This is a genomic window from Microbacterium sp. SCPM-O-B-15248 (M128) (genome assembly GCF_058214835.1).
Genome location: NZ_JBYQLI010000007.1, coordinates 176,794 through 195,852, shown reverse-complemented (window position 1 = coordinate 195,852; position 19,059 = coordinate 176,794). Strand labels below are relative to the sequence as shown.

Genomic DNA, 19,059 nt, shown 5'->3' with positions numbered 1-19,059 from the left:
CGACATTTCTCCCAGGGGTAGCGGTTCGCGCGGAAACCGGTCCGATCCCGTGTGTGGCGCTGCACTCCGCCCCGTGGGCTCGCGCCCGTCTGGTCAGCGCCGTCGGCGCCGCGAGAGGAACCAGGCGATCCGCGCCCCCGCGAGCAGCTTTCGGAAACGATTCGGACGCCGCACTGTGCCGAATGCTGCGCGGTCCGGTGCCGCCGCGAGCCATCGTTGCAGCGTGCGGAAACTCTCGACCTGGCGCGCGAGAACGTCGAGATCGACTCCCGCGTACGGAGTCTCGGCGAGCAGCGACACCGGCCCCGTCACGAGGGCGATCGCGGGGATGCCGTTCTCGAACAGCGGCTCGCCCTCGCCGAGATGCACCACGGCCCCGGGCTTGACGGGGTGTGCGGGCCCGGCGCCCTCCCACACCGCACGCGCGAGCTCATCGAGCTCGCGCGTGGTGGCGTACAGCAGCTCGGGTTCGAGCTCCTCGCGGCCGGGGTCCGTGCCGGGCGCATCGTCGCGCCGCCGCTTCGCGCCGAGGTGTTCGATCACGAGTCCCGCGACGGCGGTGCAGCCTCCGGCATCCGCCCGCCACAACTCGGGATGTGCGTCGAGCCAGGCGGTCGTCGCCTGCCCGTGCGCGGTGACCGCCGGAATCCGCAGGTGGCCGGCCACCAGGACGAACACGATCGTGCGGTCGTGCGGGACCTCGGCAGCGTCGCGCGCGAGCGCGAGAAGTCCGATGAATCCGTTCTCCTCGACCGCATTGCCGCCGTCGCTGTGCGTCACCACGATCACGCTCTCGTCGGCGTGGGGTCCTGTCCCCGGCGAGATCGCCCAGACGGTGTCCATGCTCGCGCCCGGGTGCCGCGTGGCATCCAGGACCAGCGTCGCCCGTGCGCCTCGACGTGCCGCGGCGACCAGACCGTCGCCCTCGGTCTCGGGCACCCAGACGGCGGGAAGCCCCTGATACGGGCGCGTGAAGGGCAGGTACTGGCCGCGCGCCTCGTCGTCGGCCAGGCCGCGCCAGACCGTGACGACTCCGACCACCCCCGCCGCGCGCGCGGCGGTCAGATCGACGCCGCTGAGCTCGGCGGAGATGACGGGGTTCGCCACGGCGTCGAACGGGAGGTCGCCGCCCCAGGAGTCCAGCACGAGCGCCGCCGGGGCCTGGATGTTCGCGACCTCGACCACGGCGATGCACCCGGCGGCCGACGCCCAGTCTTTCCGGTGGCCCGACACCCGTGCGAGCGGAGCGGTGACTCCCGCCGCTCCCGTCTCTCCCGAGTACGGCCAGGGCGACGAGACCTCGACATCGCGCCCGTCCACCGTGAGCGATGCGCCGCGTTCGGGGGCGTCCCAGCGCTCGAACGTGTGCGTATCGCGTTCGACGCGGTACCCGAGGGCGGCGAGGTCCGCCGCCACGTCGTCGATCAGCGCCCTGTGGGCGGCGTTTCCCGAACGCCGTGGCCCCAGGGCGTTCAGGCGATCGATCTGGTGTGCGTAGCTCGTCACGTCGGTGCCTCGATTCGATTCGCGGTGCGGGAGGCCGACAGGACCGCGAGGCGCCGACCGATCTCCCGCTGGATCGCGGGGCTGGCGTACTGGAACACGACCTCGGCGAGCGTCTGGCCTCGCGTCCACCGCGTCGCCGCCCGCATCGCCTCGACCGCGGCGGGGCGGTGCTCGGCGAGGGTGCTCTCGACGATCGCGAGGGCGGCCGGATCGTCCATGACCTGCGCCAGCGAGGAGGTCAGATCCACCGCGCCGAGAGGCTCGGGTTCGACGACCGCACGCGTCCAGTGGTGGATGCCGGCACCCAGGGTCCGAGGCCCGTCGGTCTCGGCCTCGACCCCGCTCGGGATCGTCGCGCGCACCTGGATCTGCTGCCCGTCCCGTCGCCAGGCGACCTCGATCCGGCCGGAGGCGCTGTCGAGGACCACCTCGGCGTCATCGATGCCCGGGAGGGGGCGCGGGGCGATGCGGACCCGTCGCGCGCCCGGCTCGAGCACGGTGAGTCCGCCGAGCTCGCGATGCATCCAGTCGGCGACGGCACCCAGGGCGTAGTGGTTGAAGCTCGTCATATCGCCGGGATTGATGCTGCCGTCGGGGAGCATGGAGTCCCAGCGCTCCCAGATCGTCGTCGCTCCCTTCGTCACGGGATACAGCCACGAGGGGCATCCCGTTTCGAGCAGCAGCCGTGCCGCCGCGTGGTCGTGCCCGGTCGCGGTCAGAGCGTCGAGGATCACCGGCGTCCCGACGAAGCCCGTCGCGATCCGGTAGCCGTTCTCGCGGACGAGGTCGGCGAGCCGCACCCCGGCGGCGGCGCGGGTCTCGGTCGGGATCAGGTCGAAGACGATACCGAGCGCATAAGCGGTGGGCGTGTCCGAGACCATGCGGCCGGCCGCGGTGACGTACTCGCGCACGAATGCGGCCCGGACTTCGTCGGAGGCCGCTCGGTAGCGCGCGGCATCCTGCTCCTCTCCGACGATGCTCGCCGCGCGTGCGAGGACGCCGGCCGACCGTGCGAGATACGCCGTCGCGACCAGTCCGGTCGCGGTCATCGCGTGGCCGGGGCGATCCGGCGGAGCGGTCGGGTCGAGCCAGTCGCCGAACTGGAAGTCGCCCTCCCACACGCGCCGGGGACCGGCGAGGCGGAGGCACAGGTCGACCCACGCGCGTGCACTCGGATACTGACGCGCGAGCGTGTCTCGGTCGCCGAAGAGCCGTTCGAGCACGTCCGGGACGATGACGGCGGCATCGCCCCACGCGGCCGCGGGCCGCGCCAGACCCAGCACGTCGGGGACGACGAAGGGCACGGTGCCGTCGGCATCCTGTTCCAGGCGCAGGTCGCGGAGCCACGAGTCGAGGAAACTGCGGACGTCGTACAAGAACCCGGCGGTGGGCGCGAAGACCTGGATGTCGCCGGTCCAGCCGAGACGCTCGTCGCGCTGCGGGCAATCGGTCGGGATCGAGAGGAAGTTGCCGCGCAGGCTCCATACGACGTTGTCGTGCAGCTTCTGGAGCAGCGGATGCGAGGTGCGGAACCACCCGGTACGCGTCATGTCGCTGTGGACGACGACCGCGGTCACAGCGCTCGGATCGAATTCTCCGGGCCAGCCCCGGATCTCGGCGAAGCGGAACCCGTGGAAGGTGAACTCGGGCTCCCACACCTCGGCGCCCGTCCCCGCCAGCGTGTAGGTGTCGGTGGAGACCGCGCGGCGCAGCGGCCGGATGCCGAGACCCCCGTCCTCGAGCACTTCGGCATGGCGAAGTGTCAGGGTCGTGCCCCGCGGGCCCGACACCCGGATGCGCAGACGCCCCACGAGGTTCTGCCCGAAGTCGAGCAGGATCGCCCCCTCGTCCGAGGGCAGGACCACCGCGACCGGCCGCTCCTCGATCCGGCGCACGGGCGGGGAGATGCGCGGCCCGGGAATCGGATCCGGCTCCACGACCCGCACCGGCGCCCATCGGGACACGGGGGAGAGGCGGGCGTCGTGATGCTCGCCCTCGTACAGTCCGCTGGCGGTGATCGGGCCGCTCGCGCCCTGCCATTCGCGTCCCGTGCGGATCCACCGCGTCGAGCCGTCCGCGTGTTCCAGAAGGAGTTGCGCGGCGAGACGGGGCTGATCGCCGTACCGGGGGCGAGCGTTCTGGCGGAAGCCGAAGTGCTCGGTCGCCCACGTCCCCGCGAGCCGGAAGGTCAGGGTGTTCTCGCCGTCGCGCACGAGCGCGGTGACATCGGTGGTGTCGTAGACCGTCCGCTGGTCGAAGGGCGTCCATCCGGGCTTGAGGACGTGGTCGTCGACGTCGACGCCGTTCAGGTCCGCTTGGTAGGAACCGACGGCGGTCGCGTACAGCGTCGCCCGGACGACACCGGATGCCGTGAACGCGTGACGCAAGAGGGCGGGATGCGCGTGCCTGTCCGGGGCGGGGTGCCCGATCCACTCGGCATCCCACTCGCCGTCGTCGAGGAAACCGGCGACGACGGTGACGGGGTCGCTCCAGTCGCCGACCGATCCGTCGGGGCTCGTCAGGCGGATGCGGAGTCGGCCCTCCTGGCGGGCGCGGAGGGGACCGAAAGGCCAGGCGATGCGGATCCGGTCGTCGCCGCCGATGCGCGCGACGGTCACGTCGCCATCGGATTCCCACCGGAGTTCCGCACCGTGCGGATACCACCCGGCATCCGTCGCCTCGACACGCCAGCTGATCGCGGGGCGACCGACGGGGACGGCGTCGCCGGGGCGCGGCGCCTCGACGGCGAGGTGAACCCGCGGCCCGGGAAGAGAGGGTGTCATGAGGCCGCTCCCGTCACGGGGGCCGTTCCGGTGGCCTCCGGATCGGCGGATGCCTCGGTGTCGATCGCCGGTGCGGTTCGGCGCCGGAAGACGGCCCAGGCGATTCCGAGGCCGACCACGTTGAAGGCGGTGAGCAGGAGGTAGAAGGCGACGACACCCGACTGCAGCAGCAGCGGTGTGACCGCCGCGAGTCCGGCCGCGCTGAAGCGTCCGACGGAGATGATGGCCCCCTGCGCGGTCGAGCGGAGCAGGGTGGGGAATGCCTCCTGCGTCCATACCTTCATGATGCCCTCGAAGGCGAAGGCTCCGCCGAGTGCGGCCAGCAGCGCGCTGACGGCGTAGGTGACGATGTTCAATCCCGCGAACACGACGACGAGCTTCGACACGATCATGAGAGCGGCGCCGATCTGGAAGTACAGGAATCGCCGGGGTCCGTCGGCGATCTTCATGAACCACAGGTAGCCGAGCACGGCGATGGGGATCATCGGCAGCGCGATGAGCGCGGCCTGGCCGACCGTGGCGCCGCCGTATGTGACGAGGATGTAGGTGCCGAACTGGCCGCTCGTGTTGGCGACGAGTCCGGTCAGCGCGTAGAACGCCATGAGGGCCAGGAACGGGACCGCGTAGGGAGCCCGGAGCAGGTCGGTGATGCGGGAACGATCGGCGCGGACGGTGGCGATCCCGGCGCGGCGCTCCTCGCGTGCGGTGGTCCAGCTCGCGGACTCGGGGATCGTGAGGCGCCCCAGGAGCACCAGAAGAGCGACGACGCCGATGTGTCCGAAGAGGACCTGAGCGCCGAGGCGACCCCAGTCCCCGACCACGCTGGCGAGCAACGTGTTGGCGACGATGCCGATGATCCACAGCAGGTTCGAGAAGCCGAGCAGCCGGCCGCGGTTGTCGTCGGTCGCCGCTTCGGCGATCGTCGCGAGCGACACGGGCAGGTCGGCACCGGTCGCGAACCCCAGCAGCACCGCGCCCGCGATCACGACGGTGAACGACGGGGCGAGGATCAGCGCGGCGGCGGCGGCGATGATGAGCATCATCGTGACCGTGAAGACGGGGCGACGGCCGAAGCGGTCGCCCAGCCGTCCGCCCACGAGCGCGCCGACGGCGATCGACAGGGTGAGCGACGCGGCCGCGGCGCCCACTTGCCACTCTTCGAGGCCGAGTTCGGCGCGGAGGATCACCAGCGACGTGCTGAACCCGGTGATCGCGGCGGAATCGATGTAGGACGCCATCCCGGAGACGGTGGCGACCCACCAGGGGCGTGTGTGCAGGGGGCGGGCGGGCATGGGACTTCTCCTTCGAAGCGCGAACGGGACAGGGGGAGGTTACCCAATGATTGTCCAGAAGACAATCAATCCCGAATCCGACACCGTCTCCGAGGGTCGAGCGCGCCCGTCAGTCGCCGTGGGGTCGCGGATCCCAGTGCGTCGTCGACGGCTCCCAGGGCGCACCGGACACCCGCTGCACCTCGCCGTCGACGCGTCGATCGAGGTCGCGGACGAGGCGCACGAGCAGGTCTTCGAACTGCTCCCGCTCGTCATCGCCCCAGCCCGCGATGGCGTGGGCGAAGTCGGTCTCACTGGCCGCGACGATGCGTTCGGCCACTTCGCGTCCGCCGGGGGTGAGCGCGATCATCGTCTCCCGCCCGTCGTCGGGGTTCGCCATGCGTCCGACGAGATCGGCCGCTTCGAGACGCCGCACGACTTTGCTGAGGTTGGAGCGGCCGGTGTGTGCGGCGTCGGCGAGCTCGGTGGGTCGCGCGGCGCCCCGGTAGGCCAGCTGGTTCATGACGAGGAACGCGAGCATGTCATCGGGGAGCGGAAAGGCGCTCCGGCGGAGCAGGTCCTCCCGGCGCGAGCCGGAGGACGCCCACGTGATGATGGCCTGCATCGCGGCGCGGGCGTCGAGGCCTCCGCCGCCGACGACGGGCGCCATGACCGCCGGGGTCGATTCGAGGGGCACGGCGGAATGGGGACGACGCGGCATGCTCCCATCTTCGCTCACGCCGCTTCTGCGGGCCGGGGCGCGGCGCGGCGGCGCACGAGGAATGACCCTCCACCGGCATCCGACCCGAGCGAGGCGGAGCCGCTCAGGCGAACCGGGCCCGCAACCTCGGCAGCACCTCGGCGCCGTACGTGCGCAGGAACTCCTCCTGGTCGTGCCCGGGGTCGTGGAACACGAGGTGCCGGAAGCCCAGGTCGACGTAGTGCGCGATGCGCTCGACGTGCTCGTCGATGTCGGTCGAGACGATGAACCGGGATGCCGCCCGCTCGATCGGCAGCTCGTCGGCGAGGCGCTGCATCTCGAGGGGGTCGTGCACGCTCATCTTCTCTTCGGGGGTGAGAGCGAGCGGCGCCCAGAAGCGGGTCTTCTCGAGGGCGGTCTGGTGGTCGGGGTGGTACGAGACCTTGACCTCCATGAGCGTGTCGATGTCGTCGCGCGTGCGGCCCTCCTTGGCGAGACCCTCGTCGAGGGCCGGGAGCAGCTTCTCGGTGTAGAGCTCGGGGTCCTTGCCGCTCGTGGTGATGTAGCCCTCGGCGATGCGTCCGGCGAGGCGCGTGGCCGCGGGACCCGAGGCGCCGATGTAGATCGGCACCTTCTGCTCGGGACGGTCGTAGATCGTGGCATCCTTCACCGAGTAGTAGGTGCCCTCGAAAGTGACCCGGTCTTCGGTCCACAGCGTGTCGATGAGGGTGATCGCCTCTTTCAGGCGCTGGAAGCGCTCGGGCGGCTCGGGCCACTCGAGGCCGAGGGTGACTTCGTTCAGCGCTTCGCCGGTGCCGACGCCGAGGGCGACGCGGCCGGGGAACATCACGCCGAGCGTCGCGAACACCTGCGCGATGACGCCCGGGTGGTAGCGGAACGTGGGGGTGAGCACCGACGTCCCGAGCATGACGCGCTCGGTGCGAGCGCCGAGCGCTCCGAGCCAGGGGAGGGCGTTGGGCGCGTGTCCGCCCTCGTGCCGCCACGGCTGCAGGTGGTCGGAGAGGAAGACCGAGTCGAAGCCCATCTCCTCGGCGAGCACGCCGAAGTCGAGCAGCTCGTTCGGCCCGAACTGCTCGCTCGAGGCCTTGTATCCGAATCGCAGCGGAACGCTCATGACTCTCCTTCTCCGTGACCCGCGCGAGCGGGCGATGCGTCAGCCGCGCACGGGGGTGTGCGCGGGTTCGAACTCCGACCCGTCGGTACCGGTCAGTCTCTCGTGGAACGCCTGCACGGTGCCCGGCCACAGCAGCGTCAGCCGCCCCGACCGCTCATCGACGTACCAGTTGCGGCATCCGCCGGTCATCCAGGGGGTGGATGCCGCGGCCGCGGCGATCTCGTCGGTGTAGGCCGCCTCGGCCTCGGGGCGTACCCGCAGCACGCGGTCGGCGCGGCGGTCGCGCTCGGCGAGCGCCCGCACGACGTACGCGGCCTGCTCCTCCATCATGAGCACGGCCGAGTTGTGGCCGAGGCTCGCGTTCGGGCCGTTGAGGACGAAGAGGTTGGGGAAGCCCGCGACCACCGTGGAGCCGAACGAGGTCATGCCCGATTCCCAGTGCTCGGCGAGCGTGCCCTCCTCGCCGCGCACGAGCTCGGCGTAGGGCTGCTGCGTCGAGGCGAAGCCGGTGGCCAGCACGAGCACGTCGGCTGCGTGCTGTCGGCCGCTCGCAGCGGTGAGCGTCGACCCATCGACCCGGTCGAGGGCGGTCGGTTCGAGCGTGACCCGGTCGGATGCCACTGCGGGGTAGAACGCGTCCGAGAGCAGCACGCGCTTGCAGCCGAAGGCGTAGTCGGGAGTGAGCGCAGCACGCAGGGCGGGGTCGGCGACCTGGGCGTGCAAATGCGCGAGCGCGGCGTCGCGGGCGGCGGCGGAGGCGGCGGCGTCGCCGGAGCGCGAGGCGAAGCGGGCCTCACCCTCGGCGTAGAGCTCGGCGCGCAGCCGCGCGAGAGCGCCGGGGCTCTGGGTGAGGCGTTCGCGCTCCTCCGGCGGGATCTCGCCGCCGCCGCGCGGGACGATCCACGCGGGGGTGCGCTGGAAGAGCGTCACGTGCGCCGCGAGCTGGGCGAGCTCGGGCACGAGCTGCACGGCGCTCGCGCCGGTGCCCACGACGGCCACCCGCTTCCCGGTGAGATCGACCCCGTGATCCCAGCGAGCCGAGTGGAACAGCGGTCCGGGGAAGGACTCGAGGCCGTCGATCGCGGGCACGTGCGGCTCGGTGAGCCGCCCGCACGCCAGCACGAGGGAGCGGGCCTGGAGCTGTTCGGCGCCGGTGTCGATGCGCCACAGCGCGGTGTCGGCATCCCATTCCGCGCCCGCGAGGGGGGTGCGCAGCCGGATGCGATCGACGAGGCCCCCGGCGACGTCGCGCAGGTACTGCTGGATCTCGTGGCCCTCGGCGAACGTCCGCGACCACCCGGCGTGCGGGTGCGCGGCATAGCTGTAGAGGTGGGCGGGCACGTCGCACGCGACGCCCGGATAGGTGTTGTCGCGCCAGGTACCGCCGACATCGCCCGCGCGTTCGATGACGACGACCTCGTCGCGCCCGGCGCGGTGCAGAGCATCGGTCATGCCGAGCCCGGCGAACCCTGCGCCCACCACGACGACGTCGATGACGCTCACGGGCGGGCCTTGCGGAGGGGGAACCGCGTGCCCCCGCTGGTGACGACGTACGGCGCCGACGAGTCGATGGGCGTGCGCTCCACCCCGTAATCGGTGGTGCGCAGACGGAACGGCCGCATCAGGCTTCGCGCGATCCGTTCTGCCGCCGCGACCGGCAGCTCGAGACCTTGCTCGATGCCGGTGTCGGGCAGCACGCGCCCGTCGTAGAGCGTCCCGCCGAGGTCGTCACCCCCGGCGCGCAGCAGCACCGCGGCGTTCTCGCGTCCGACGCGGGTCCACGGGATCTGCACGTGCGGGATCGCCCCCGACAGCATCAGGCGCGCCACCGCGACCATCGCGCGGTGCTCGTCGAGGGGCGCGCGGCCCGCGACGAGGGGCACGTCGCCGCCGGGGAGGGGGATCGGCACGAACTCCGCGAAGCCGCGCGTCTCGTCCTGGATGCCGCGCAGCGTACGCAGATGCGCGATGCGCTCCTCGGCGGTCTCGACGTGTCCGTAGAACAGCACCGAGGTGGATCGGAAACCGGCGCGATGCGCGGCCGTGATGCCCTCGATCCAGCGGTCGATCTCGAGATCGCCGGGGGCCACGAGCCCGCGGACGCGCTCGCTCAGCACCTTCACGCCCGTGCCCGGCACGGTGTCGACGCCCGCCTCGCGCATCGCGGCGAGGGCGCCGTCGAGCCCGAGCCCGCCGCGGTCGGCGAGATCGCGCACGTCGAGCGGGCGGTACGCGTGGACATGGATGCCGGGCGCCCCGCGCTTCACGGCCCGCACGAGGTCGAGGTACGCCGAGGGGTCTTCGCCCGGCGCCAGCGCACCCTGGACGCAGAGCTCGGTGGCCCCGAGGTCGGCGGCATCCGCGGCGATCGCCTCGGCATCCGCGAGGTCGAATTCGCCCGCGCCGGTTCGGCCCGCACGGCGGAAGCCCGTCGACGTGAGGTTGCGGTTGCGCACGAGGGTGACCGGCTCGCCGACGGTGTAGCGGCGCGCGTCGTCGGCGGCGGCGGCCAGAACGTCGAGCTCGGCACCGGTGGCGTGCAGGAGCCGCGTCCAGTCGGTGTCGTCGAGCGCGAGGGGGTCGGCGGGGGCGCGTTCGGCGAGGCGCCGCACGCCCGGGTCGGCGGCTGCGCGCCCGGGTCGGCGCTGCACGCCCGGGTCGGCGGCTGCGCGCCCGGGTCGGCGCTGCACGCCCGGGTCGGCGGCTGCGGATCGCGCGGAGCCGGCACTGGTCGCGGCATCCGCGAGGGGAGCGGAGGAGAATCCGGCGGCGGAGGATGCGGCGGGGGCGGACTCTCCTCCCGGGGCCGGATCTCCTCCCGTCGCGGGATCTGCTTCGGAGGCGGGGGTGGGCGAGGCCGGGGGAGCGGAGGAGATTCGGGGAGCGGAGGATGCGGCGGGGGTGGACTCTCCTCCCGGGGCCGGATCTCCTCCCGTCGCGGGATCTGCTTCGGAGGCGGGGGTGGGCGAGGCCGGGGGAGCGGAGGAGATTCGGGGAGCGGAGGATGTCATGGCCCCGGGGCGTCCTCCCGTTGCGGAATCCCCTCCCGTGGCGGGGGCGCTCGCTGCGCCGGCGCCTCTCGCCAGGGTGCCGGCCGCACCGGCGCCGCCGCTCACCGCTGCTGGAATCACATCGGCCGCGAGGCCCGTGGCATCCGCCAACGCCCGTACGGGGGCGTGCAGCGCCGGGTCGATCCAGCGCGCGGCGTCGTGCACGAACTCGGGGTGCGCGGTGAGTCGCTCGCGGAGCGCGAAGCCGCGGGCGGCGGTCTGCGCGGCGAGGTCGTCGATGTGCGGCCACGGACGCTCGGGGTTCACGTGATCGGCCGTGAGCGGCGAGACCCCGCCCCAGTCGTCGATTCCGGCGTCGACAAGCAGCCCCAGCTCGCGCGGGTCGGAGAGGTTCGGCGGAACCTGGATCCGCATGTCGGGGCCGAACACGAGCCGCGCGACGGCGACCGTGACGAGGTACTCGTGCATGTCGGCATCCGGAGCGCCCTGCATCGCCGTGCGGGGCTTCGCACGGAAGTTCTGCACGATGACCTCTTGCACGTGCCCGTGGCGGTCGTCGAGATCGCGCAGGGCGACGAGGGACTCGGCGCGGTCGCGGACGGTCTCGCCGATGCCGACGAGGATGCCGGTCGTGAACGGGATGCCGGCGGCCCCCGCGTCGTCGATGACCCGCAGCCGCAGGTCGGGGTCTTTGTCGGGGGAGCCGAAGTGCACCTGACCGGGCTCCTCGTAGAGGCGGCGGGAGGTGGTCTCGAGCATCATGCCCATCGACGGCGAGACCGGGCGCAGCGTCGCCAGTTCGTCGGGGCGCATCACGCCGGGATTGGCGTGCACGAGCATGCCGGTCTCGGCCGTGATGAGCCGTGCGATGTGCGCGACGTAGTCGATCGTCGAGGCGAAGCCGTGCTCGTCGAGCCACGCGCGGGCCTCGGGCCACCGCTCTTCGGGGCGGTCGCCGAGCGTCAGCAGCGCCTCTTTGCAGCCCAGGGCCTGGCCCTGGCGCACGACCGTGAGCACCTGCTCGGGGCTCATGTACGCGGGCTTGCGCAGGAGGTTCAGCTGGCCGGGGGTGTCGACGAAGACGCAGTAGTGGCAGCGGTCGCGGCACAGGGTCGTGAGGGGCACGAACACCTTGCGCGAGTACGTGATGACGTGGGGACGCCCGGCACGCGCGAGTCCCTCGTCGCGCATCTTCGAGGCCGCGCGGGACAGCACACCGAGCGGCGCGTGGAGCAGCATCTCGGTCTCGTCGACGTCGGGGCGGTACCCTCCGCGCACGCGCTCGAGGAGGTCGTCGATCGAGTCGCCCCGGGCCGGTGCGGCCTGCGGCGCAGCGCTGCCCGTACTCATCGCTCCAGGCTATCCCTCCCCTCCGACACCCGGGCCGCGGGGGCCTGCCGTGGGTTGGCGCCGCGCCGTGGGGCGGGGGCTCGTGGCGCCGGGTCGGTGCGGTGGCCGCGGGTTGGTGCGGTGGCGCGGGTCGGTGCGGTGGCCGCGGGCGCGGCGGCCGCGAGTCGGTGCGGTGGCCGCGAGACTGCATCTGCCTGACAACCCCACTGCAGGCTGCGACGGTTTCGTCAGGCGCATGCAGTCTCGCGGCCGGGGTGGCGGTGGGGAGTGGCGCCGGGGCGGCGGCGGGCGGATCGTTGCGCTCTCGTGAGGCGCGGGAGCGGTAGCGGGTGCGCGGCGCTGGCAGGATGGATGGCATGGTGACACTGCTGCTCGATTCGACGCAGCTCGAGGTCGTGCTCTCGCCGACCGAGCGTGCCCTGTCGTTCCGCAAGCGCAACATCGTCGTGCCCCGCGCCACGATCGACCGCGTGCAGCTGACGGACGACGCGTGGACGTGGCTCCGCGGCGTCCCCAACCCCGGCACGAACCTGCCCGTCGCCGTCGCGATGGGCACATGGAAGTCGGCCGGCGGCAACGACTTCGTCGTCATCCGTCGTCGTAAGTCGAGCGTCGTCGTCGACCTCAGCGGCCACGACGAGTTCGAACGCCTCGTGCTCACTACCAAGCACGGCGTGGCGCTACTGAAGGCGCTGCGCCTGGACGTGGCATCCGGGCCCGAGGACGTCGCCGACCTGGTGTCCTGAGCCGCTCTGCGACCGGACGCCCCCGCTCGGGCGTCCAGATCGCGTGATCTGGACGAACGCCCACGATCGGGTCGAGGTCGCATGTTCGGGTCGCCGAGAATGTGGGCGCCCGGCCCGAACGTGGGCGCTCCCCGCCGCGCGGCCCCGACACGCCGCAACCAGCCCCGCCGCAGCCCCATCGCGGCCCAGCCCGCCACGGCCCGGCCCGGCCGAGACGCCCCGCAGCCCGCCCCGCGGCCGAGACGCCCCGCGGCCGAGACGCCCCGCGACTGAGACGCCCTGCAGCCCGCCCCGCGGCCGAGACGCCCCGCAGCCCGCCCCGCGGCCGAGACGCCTCGCCGCTGAGACGCGTCAGTCGATGTCGCGGCGCCAGGTCGTGGCGAGGCCGATCGCGACGAGCACCACGGCGTAGCCGAGCAGTACGAGTCCGCCGAGCCACCATTCGAGCGGCTCGGCACCGCCCGCGCCGACGGCGCCGAAGATCGTCTGGCCCACGAGGGCGTCGCTCGCGGCGCTCGGGAACCACCGCGCGACCTCGCCGAGTCCGTCGACGACGCCGGCGACGGTGCGGACGATCGGCTCGATGAACAGCGTCACGGCCAGCACGATCACGATCGCGGCCACCTGGTTGCGCACGACGGTGCCCACGCCGATCCCGACGACCGCCCACAGGGCGAAGGCCAGCAGCATCCGCCCCACGAGTACCCAGGTGTCGGACGAGCCGAGCTGCGTGTCGAGTCCGAACGCGGCGAAGACTCCGGCGCCCGCACCGATCGCGGCGATGGATCCGAGGATGCCGTAGAGCACGCCGACGACGATGCCGATCGCGAACTTTCCGACCAGCACGACACCGCGCCGGGGTGTCGCGAGGAACGTCGGGGTAAGGGTCTTGTGCCGGAACTCGGTCGTCACCATGAGCGTCCCCGCCAGCAGCGGGAAGACGTACCCCACGGCGCTCGCCGAGCTGTAGACGAGTCCGGCGAGGCCGTCGGCGGAGGGGGTGGGACCGGTGGCACCGGGGAGCTTGCCGGATGCCACGCCCCCGAACGCGAGGGCCAGGACGCCCGCCGTGAAGCCGACGTAGACCACGAGCACGATGCCGAGCACCCACCAGCCGGCGGTGCTGAACTGCTTGGTGTACTCGGAGCGAGCGGATGCCACGAGGCTCATCGCTGCACCTCCGTGTCTTCGGTGCGGGCTTCGACGGGCACGATGTCGATCACGCCCGTCGAGGCCACCGCGTACGAGGGGCGCGGGTCGGAGGGGTCGTCATCGGTCGGGGCCGAAGCGGGTCGTGGCGCCGGGAGGACGGCGACCAGATCGGTCGACGGGGCGGCCGGTTCGTCGGTCGGCGCGGGTGCTGTGGCGGCGGCCGACGCGGGTGCTGTGGCGGCGGCCGGCGCGGGTGCCGGAGCCGGGACAGGCGCCGACGCGGGTGCTGTAGCCGCGCCCGGCGCGGGCACGGGAGCCGCGGTCGACGCGGGCACCGGGGCGGACTGCGGCGCGGGGGCCGCGGCATCCGGTTCTTCCGCCGACGAGGCCGGGGGTGCCTCCCCACCCGCCGCGCTCGCGTGCACGCGCTCGCCGCTGACGAGCTCGAGGAAGATGTCTTCGAGACTCGCGCCCTTGCTCTGCAGGTGCGACAGCGCGATCCCGGCGCCCGCGGCGAGGGTACCGACCTGGATCGGTTCGACGTGCCGGATCGTGAAGCCGTTGCGCAGCAGCTGGAACGGGATGCCGTGCTCGTCGAGCACGCGGGACAGGGCTTCGCGGTCGGGGGAGTCGACCACCGTGGAGTACTCGTCGGGGTCGGCGAGATCCTCGGTGCCTCCCTGGAAGACCAAGCGGCCGCGCGAGATGATCAGCAGCGCGTCGACGGTCTGCTGCACCTCGGCGAGCAGGTGCGACGACACCAGCACCGTGCGTCCTTCTTCGGCGAGGTGGCGCAGCAGCGAGCGCATCCAGCGGATGCCTTCGGGGTCGAGGCCGTTCGAGGGCTCGTCGAGGACGAGGACGCCCGGGTCTCCGAGCAAGGCGGTGGCCAGGCCCAGGCGCTGGCGCATCCCGAGCGAGTATCCGCCGACGCGGCGTCCGGCGACGTCGGCGAGACCGACGAGACCCAGCACCTCGTCCACGCGCGAGAGCGGCAGACGCGCCGCGCGGGCGTAGGCCTTGAGGTGGTTCGCCGCCGAGCGGCCCGGGTGGAAACTGGATGCCTCGAGCGCAGAGCCGACGCTCTGCAGCGGTCGCTCGATCTCGGCGTACCGGCGACCGCCGATCGTGGCGGACCCCGAGGTGGGCCGCACCAGACCGAGCAGCATGCGCAGCGACGTCGTCTTGCCCGCGCCGTTCGGGCCCAGGAATCCCGTCACCAGACCCGGCTCCACACGGGCCGTCAAACCGTCGACGGCCGACACCGCGCCGAAGCGCTTGGTCAGCCCGGAGAATTCCAGCACCTGTCCTTCGGGCATCGAGTACCTCTCGTTCGGCGGGCGTTCTCCCCATCTTCCCCGATCCGAGGCCGAAAACACATCTCGCGGCGTGTGTAACGTGGCAGCGTGAACGCACAGCGATCCGACGACGACGCGGTGATCGCGCGAGCCTGGCGCGGAGTGGGTCACGTGACCCTGAACCGTCCGCGCGCGATCAACGCCCTCGACCTCGGCATGATCCGCCGGCTCGCGGTCGCCCTCGACCGCTGGGAGAACGATTCCGACGTCGACCTCGTGCTTCTCGACGGTGCGGGGGATCGCGGCTTCTGCGCCGGAGGCGATGTCCGGGCGCTCTACGACTTCGTCGTGGCCGGGCAGGTCGACGAGGTGCACACGTTCTTCCGCGAGGAGTACGCCCTCAACCACCGCATCGCCACCTACCCCAAGCCGATCGTCGCGATCGCCGACGGAGTGACGATGGGCGGCGGGATCGGGCTCGCGGGCCACGCCCGCATCCGCATCGTGACCGAGCGGTCCCGGCTGGCGATGCCCGAGACGCGCATCGGCTTCTCCCCCGACGTGGGCGGCTCCTGGCTGCTCGGACGCGCTCCCGGCCGTCTGGGCGAATACCTCGGCCTGACCGGCGCGACGATGGATGCCGCCGACGCGCTGTACGCCGGGTTCGCCGACCACCTCGTCCCCGTCGCGCACCTGTCCGCCCTGCACGAGGCACTGCAGTACCGCGCCGATCCGTCCAGCCCGACCGAGCTCGTGCTCCTGTTCGACGAGAGCCCCGAGCGGTCGAACCTGGAGACCTGGCGTCCGTGGATCGACGACGCCTTCTCGGCCGACGACCTCGGCGGCATCCTGTATCGCCTGCGCCAGCGCTGGGAGCCCGAGGCGCACGCGACCGCCGATCTGCTCGAGTCCTCGGCGCCGACGGCGGTCGCCGTGACGCTCGAAGCCGTCCGCCGGGCGCGGACCCTGCCGTCCCTGCGCGCCGCCCTCGCGCAGGAGTACGGCCTCGTGATGTGGTTCGCCACGACGCAACCCGACCTCGCCGAGGGCATCCGGGCGCAGCTCGTCGACAAGGACCGCTCGCCGTCCTGGTCGCCGTCGGCTCACGCAGACCTTCCCGCGGGGCGCGTGGGCGAGGCCTTCGCTTTCGACCCCGATCCGGCTCTGTGGTGACCGTGCGATGACCAGAGCGGGGCGGAGGCGGTGGTCGATCGGGCGGTTGCTCGACGGGTTCTTCTTCGTCTTCGCGGGTCTCGCGGCCGTCTGGCTCGCCTACCTCAGTTTCACCCAGACCTTCACGTTGGGCTGGGGCGGCGTCGTCATGGCGGTGGTGTTCTGGGGCCTTCTCGCCTACCTCGTGCTCCCTCGGTTGCACCGCATCCTCACCGCGATCTACGTGCCCGACTACTTCATGGGCCGCACCCGCACGTCCGACGGCCTGCTCGGCGACCCGGTGAACCTCGCCTACCAGGGGGAGCGGACGCAGGTCGAGGCCGTGATGGCGGCGGCGGGGTGGATCCCGGCCGACCCCGTCGGTTTCGCGTCGTCGTGGCGCATCGTGGCATCCACCCTCACGCGACGCAGCTACCCCACCGCGCCGGTGAGCCCGCTGTTCCTCTTCGGCCGCATGCAGGATCTCGCCTACCAGCAGGAGGTCGCGGGGTCGCCGGCGCAGCGCCACCACGTGCGATTGTGGCGGTGTCCGGACGGCTGGCTGCTCCCCGGCGGTCGCCGGGTCGATTGGCTGGCCGCGGGGACCTTCGACCGCGCCGTGGGCTTGTCGCTGTTCACCCTGCAGGTCACGCACCGCATCGACGCGGACACCGACATCGAGCGCGACCACATCGTCGACACCGTGCGGAATCTCCCGGGCGTGACGGTCGGCGTCATCCGGGATTTCTCGACCGGCTACCACTCGCGCAACGGCGGCGGCGACAGCATCACCACCGATGGCGATCTGCCGATCCTCGACGTCCGGGGCGTCGAGTCCCGCACGGGCGGAGAGCGGACGGATGCCGGGCGGCGCGACGTCGAGGCGGAGGGAAGGCCGTGAGGGAGAGGCATCCGGAGAAGAGGGCGGCATTCGAACCGCTCGCCGCGCCGGTCATGCGCGACCCCGCGATGCGTCGACCCGGCGCGACGGTCGCCGGAGGAGTGCTCGTGCTGCTCCGCGCACTGTCGGGGCTGCTGTGGGCGTTCACCGTCGCCTTCGACCTCCCGCCGTGGCTGCAGGTCCTCTCGGCGGCCGCCGGGGGCGACGCCGACGAGCCGACGGCGCTCACGCTGTCCGATTTCGACGTGGACGCCGGGCTGTTCCTCGGGATCATGGGCGCGGTCTTCCTGATTCAGACGGTGTTCGGCATCCTGCTGCTGCGGGGAAGCAACGTCGCCCGGGTCATCGGCATGCTGCTGTCGACGATCTCGATCGCCACGGCTTTCGTGGGCTGGTGGGAATTCGGGCAAGAGATCACGGTCGGCACGACGCTGGTGACGCTGAGCCTCGACATCCTCGTGCTGCTGGCGCTGTCCAGCCGCGACGCGGCCGCGTACGCCCGCCGCAACGAGCGGCGGTGACGCCCGGGTCCGGTCGCGGGCGACCGGTCTCGTCCGCACAACTCCTGCGGAGTGGTCGCTGAGGCGCCGACGGCGCGGGCAGCCGGCAATTCTGCCGGAGTTGTGCAGCCGGCGGAGCGCGGCCGGGTGGGGGCCATGGGCGCACAACTCCTGCAGCATCCGTCCGGTGGCGCGGAGGCCGGGCGGACTGCCGGAAGTTGCAGGAGATATGCAGCCGTCAGGGACTCCCCGGTCGGATCCCGGGCCGTGCCCAGACGGCGACGACTAGCCTGGAGGATGCCGCGCCCGAGCGGCAGAACGGATGACGGACGTGTTCGACAGTCCCATGTCGCTCTCGGCATATCAGGTGCTCCGCGTCGAGGCCGAGATCGACGACGACGGTCTGCGGCGCGCCTACCGCGTGCGGCTGCGTGAGACCCACCCCGACACCGGCGGCGACGCCGAACTGTTCGTCCAGGTGCAGCGCGCGTGGGAGCTCGTCGGCACGCCCGAGGCCCGCGCGGCCTACGACCGCGGTCGCGGGCACGCCGCCGCCGAATGGGGCGGCGGGAGCACGGCATCCCCTCCTCCCCGTCCGGACACGCGTCCGCGTGCTCGCGCCTACGGGCAGCCCGGAGGATGGCGGCGCGAGCGGTACCTGTCGCTGATCCGCGAGTGGGTCGGACGCGGCGTCGACATCGCCGATCCCTACGACCCGGCGCTCGTGCGGTCGGCGCCGCCGGAGATCCGGCACATCCTCGCCGACGCGCTCGCCGAGGAGGAGACCGCGCGGCTGGTCGCCGAGCTCGGCATGGGGTACACGGTGTGGCACGACGTGTTCGCCGACCGCGACGGCCTCGACCCGGAGCAGAAGGTCGATCACCTCGTGCTCGGACCGAGCGGTCTGTACGCGATGCTCAGCGAGGACTTCGGTGGTCCCGTCGGCGTGCGGCGCGGCGAGGTCACGGGCCCGAACGTCATCGGGGCGCCCGTGACGCAGCTCGTCTCGCGTGCCCGCGTGATCGCCCGGGCGGCGGGCGTCCGATTCAGCGGGGCGATGGTGATCCTCCCCGACGACGCGATCCTCGACGCGGTCACCGACCTCGGCAAGGTGCGCGGCACCCCGGTCGTCCTGGTCGCCCGCAGCGCGCTCACGACGCTGTTGCGCCGCGGCATCCCGGGGGCGCGCGAAGTCGGCGGGACGGAACTGTTCGACATCCGCACGCGGCTGCAGCAGCGTGTCCGCCACGTCTGAGCCGCGGACACGCCTGCCCGGCACCGCGAAGGATCAGCGCGGGCTCGGGGCGTTCGGCCTGCGGCGGTTTGCCAGACCTGCCTAGGGTGGGGGCATGAGTACCGACGAGACCCCGGATGCCGCGGCATCCGACGACATGAAGCGAAAGTTCAAGGAAGCCCTGGCGAAGAAGAACGGGCAGCAGCGGTCGGGTCAGGCGCACCTGGACGGTCACTCGGCCGTTCAGGGCACGCACGGAGCCGTCACCAAGCGGGAGTTCCGCCGCAAGAGCGGCTGACCCGCCGGTCCGAACTCCTGAG

At 72.4% G+C, this 19,059-nt stretch carries 15 protein-coding genes; 6 read left to right on the top strand and 9 right to left on the bottom strand.

The genetic code is table 11. The features are described 5' to 3' along the window. Window positions 1–93: 93 nt before the first annotated feature. The 7 genes from AC3E6M_RS13250 to cofG form a co-directional block, all read right to left on the bottom strand. Entirely contained in the window at window positions 94–1,506 is a 1,413-nt protein-coding gene (locus tag AC3E6M_RS13250; protein WP_490530190.1) for a hypothetical protein, read from the bottom strand. Further along, window positions 1,503–4,289, bottom strand: coding sequence for an alpha-L-rhamnosidase (locus AC3E6M_RS13245; protein ID WP_490530189.1), 2,787 nt, complete (start codon window positions 4,287–4,289; stop codon window positions 1,503–1,505). Before AC3E6M_RS13245 ends, AC3E6M_RS13250 begins: the two co-directional genes overlap by 4 nt. After that, window positions 4,286–5,581 carry an MFS transporter gene (locus tag AC3E6M_RS13240; protein ID WP_490530188.1) on the bottom strand — a complete coding sequence of 432 codons (1,296 nt, stop codon included), beginning with the start codon at window positions 5,579–5,581 and terminating at the stop codon, window positions 4,286–4,288. The genes AC3E6M_RS13245 and AC3E6M_RS13240 overlap by 4 nt, the downstream gene beginning before the upstream one ends. A 109-nt stretch (window positions 5,582–5,690) precedes the next feature. After that, complete coding sequence (locus AC3E6M_RS13235; RefSeq protein ID WP_138177370.1) at window positions 5,691–6,281, bottom strand: MarR family winged helix-turn-helix transcriptional regulator; 591 nt, start codon at window positions 6,279–6,281, stop codon at window positions 5,691–5,693. 103 nt (window positions 6,282–6,384) lie between these two features. Then, on the bottom strand, window positions 6,385–7,395 hold the full coding sequence (fgd, locus tag AC3E6M_RS13230) for a glucose-6-phosphate dehydrogenase (coenzyme-F420) (RefSeq protein WP_138177372.1): 1,011 nt from the start codon (window positions 7,393–7,395) through the stop codon (window positions 6,385–6,387). 39 nt (window positions 7,396–7,434) lie between these two features. Further along, entirely contained in the window at window positions 7,435–8,898 is a 1,464-nt protein-coding gene (locus AC3E6M_RS13225) for a flavin-containing monooxygenase (protein ID WP_490530187.1), read from the bottom strand. Further along, complete coding sequence (gene cofG, locus AC3E6M_RS13220; RefSeq protein ID WP_490530186.1) at window positions 8,895–11,756, bottom strand: 7,8-didemethyl-8-hydroxy-5-deazariboflavin synthase CofG; 2,862 nt, start codon at window positions 11,754–11,756, stop codon at window positions 8,895–8,897. Before cofG ends, AC3E6M_RS13225 begins: the two co-directional genes overlap by 4 nt. A 356-nt stretch (window positions 11,757–12,112) precedes the next feature. On the opposite strand from cofG, the gene AC3E6M_RS13215 reads away from it, so the two are divergent. Further along, a complete protein-coding gene (locus AC3E6M_RS13215; protein ID WP_490530185.1) occupies window positions 12,113–12,502 on the top strand; it encodes a hypothetical protein in 390 nt (129 codons plus the stop codon). Window positions 12,503–12,853: 351 nt separating this feature from the next. Here AC3E6M_RS13215 and AC3E6M_RS13210 read toward each other — a convergent pair whose 3' ends face one another. Together AC3E6M_RS13210 and AC3E6M_RS13205 are read right to left on the bottom strand one after the other, a co-directional pair. Then, complete coding sequence (locus AC3E6M_RS13210) at window positions 12,854–13,672, bottom strand: ABC transporter permease (protein WP_138177550.1); 819 nt, start codon at window positions 13,670–13,672, stop codon at window positions 12,854–12,856. Beyond that, complete coding sequence (locus AC3E6M_RS13205) at window positions 13,669–14,973, bottom strand: ABC transporter ATP-binding protein (RefSeq protein ID WP_490530184.1); 1,305 nt, start codon at window positions 14,971–14,973, stop codon at window positions 13,669–13,671. The genes AC3E6M_RS13210 and AC3E6M_RS13205 overlap by 4 nt, the downstream gene beginning before the upstream one ends. An 87-nt stretch (window positions 14,974–15,060) precedes the next feature. Between AC3E6M_RS13205 and AC3E6M_RS13200 the strand changes: the two genes are divergently transcribed. The 5 genes from AC3E6M_RS13200 (at window position 15,061) to AC3E6M_RS13180 (ending at window position 19,037) form a co-directional block, all read left to right on the top strand. Further along, complete coding sequence (locus AC3E6M_RS13200; RefSeq protein WP_490530183.1) at window positions 15,061–16,125, top strand: enoyl-CoA hydratase/isomerase family protein; 1,065 nt, start codon at window positions 15,061–15,063, stop codon at window positions 16,123–16,125. 7 nt (window positions 16,126–16,132) lie between these two features. Then, window positions 16,133–17,005: an LssY C-terminal domain-containing protein gene (locus tag AC3E6M_RS13195; protein ID WP_490530182.1), complete on the top strand. Its 873-nt coding sequence runs from the start codon at window positions 16,133–16,135 to the stop codon at window positions 17,003–17,005. Then, window positions 17,002–17,526 carry a hypothetical protein gene (locus AC3E6M_RS13190; protein WP_138177542.1) on the top strand — a complete coding sequence of 175 codons (525 nt, stop codon included), beginning with the start codon at window positions 17,002–17,004 and terminating at the stop codon, window positions 17,524–17,526. Before AC3E6M_RS13195 ends, AC3E6M_RS13190 begins: the two co-directional genes overlap by 4 nt. A 310-nt stretch (window positions 17,527–17,836) precedes the next feature. Beyond that, the gene (locus tag AC3E6M_RS13185) at window positions 17,837–18,760 is read left to right on the top strand and encodes a DnaJ domain-containing protein (RefSeq protein WP_490530181.1); all 924 of its coding nucleotides are present in this window, start codon (window positions 17,837–17,839) and stop codon (window positions 18,758–18,760) included. 94 nt (window positions 18,761–18,854) lie between these two features. After that, window positions 18,855–19,037, top strand: a complete 183-nt coding sequence (locus AC3E6M_RS13180; protein ID WP_138177538.1) for a DUF5302 domain-containing protein — start codon at window positions 18,855–18,857, stop codon at window positions 19,035–19,037. Window positions 19,038–19,059: the final 22 nt, after the last annotated feature.

Coding starts and splice junctions, on each gene's coding strand:
- AC3E6M_RS13210 (WP_138177550.1), bottom strand. CDS start 13,672: ATGAGCCTCGTGGCATCCGCTCGCTCCGAGTACACCAAGCAGTTCAGC.
- AC3E6M_RS13235 (WP_138177370.1), bottom strand. CDS start 6,281: ATGCCGCGTCGTCCCCATTCCGCCGTGCCCCTCGAATCGACCCCGGCG.
- AC3E6M_RS13195 (WP_490530182.1), top strand. CDS start 16,133: ATGACCAGAGCGGGGCGGAGGCGGTGGTCGATCGGGCGGTTGCTCGAC.
- AC3E6M_RS13240 (WP_490530188.1), bottom strand. CDS start 5,581: ATGCCCGCCCGCCCCCTGCACACACGCCCCTGGTGGGTCGCCACCGTC.
- AC3E6M_RS13215 (WP_490530185.1), top strand. CDS start 12,113: ATGGTGACACTGCTGCTCGATTCGACGCAGCTCGAGGTCGTGCTCTCG.
- AC3E6M_RS13180 (WP_138177538.1), top strand. CDS start 18,855: ATGAGTACCGACGAGACCCCGGATGCCGCGGCATCCGACGACATGAAG.
- AC3E6M_RS13205 (WP_490530184.1), bottom strand. CDS start 14,973: ATGCCCGAAGGACAGGTGCTGGAATTCTCCGGGCTGACCAAGCGCTTC.
- AC3E6M_RS13245 (WP_490530189.1), bottom strand. CDS start 4,289: ATGACACCCTCTCTTCCCGGGCCGCGGGTTCACCTCGCCGTCGAGGCG.
- fgd (WP_138177372.1), bottom strand. CDS start 7,395: ATGAGCGTTCCGCTGCGATTCGGATACAAGGCCTCGAGCGAGCAGTTC.
- cofG (WP_490530186.1), bottom strand. CDS start 11,756: ATGAGTACGGGCAGCGCTGCGCCGCAGGCCGCACCGGCCCGGGGCGAC.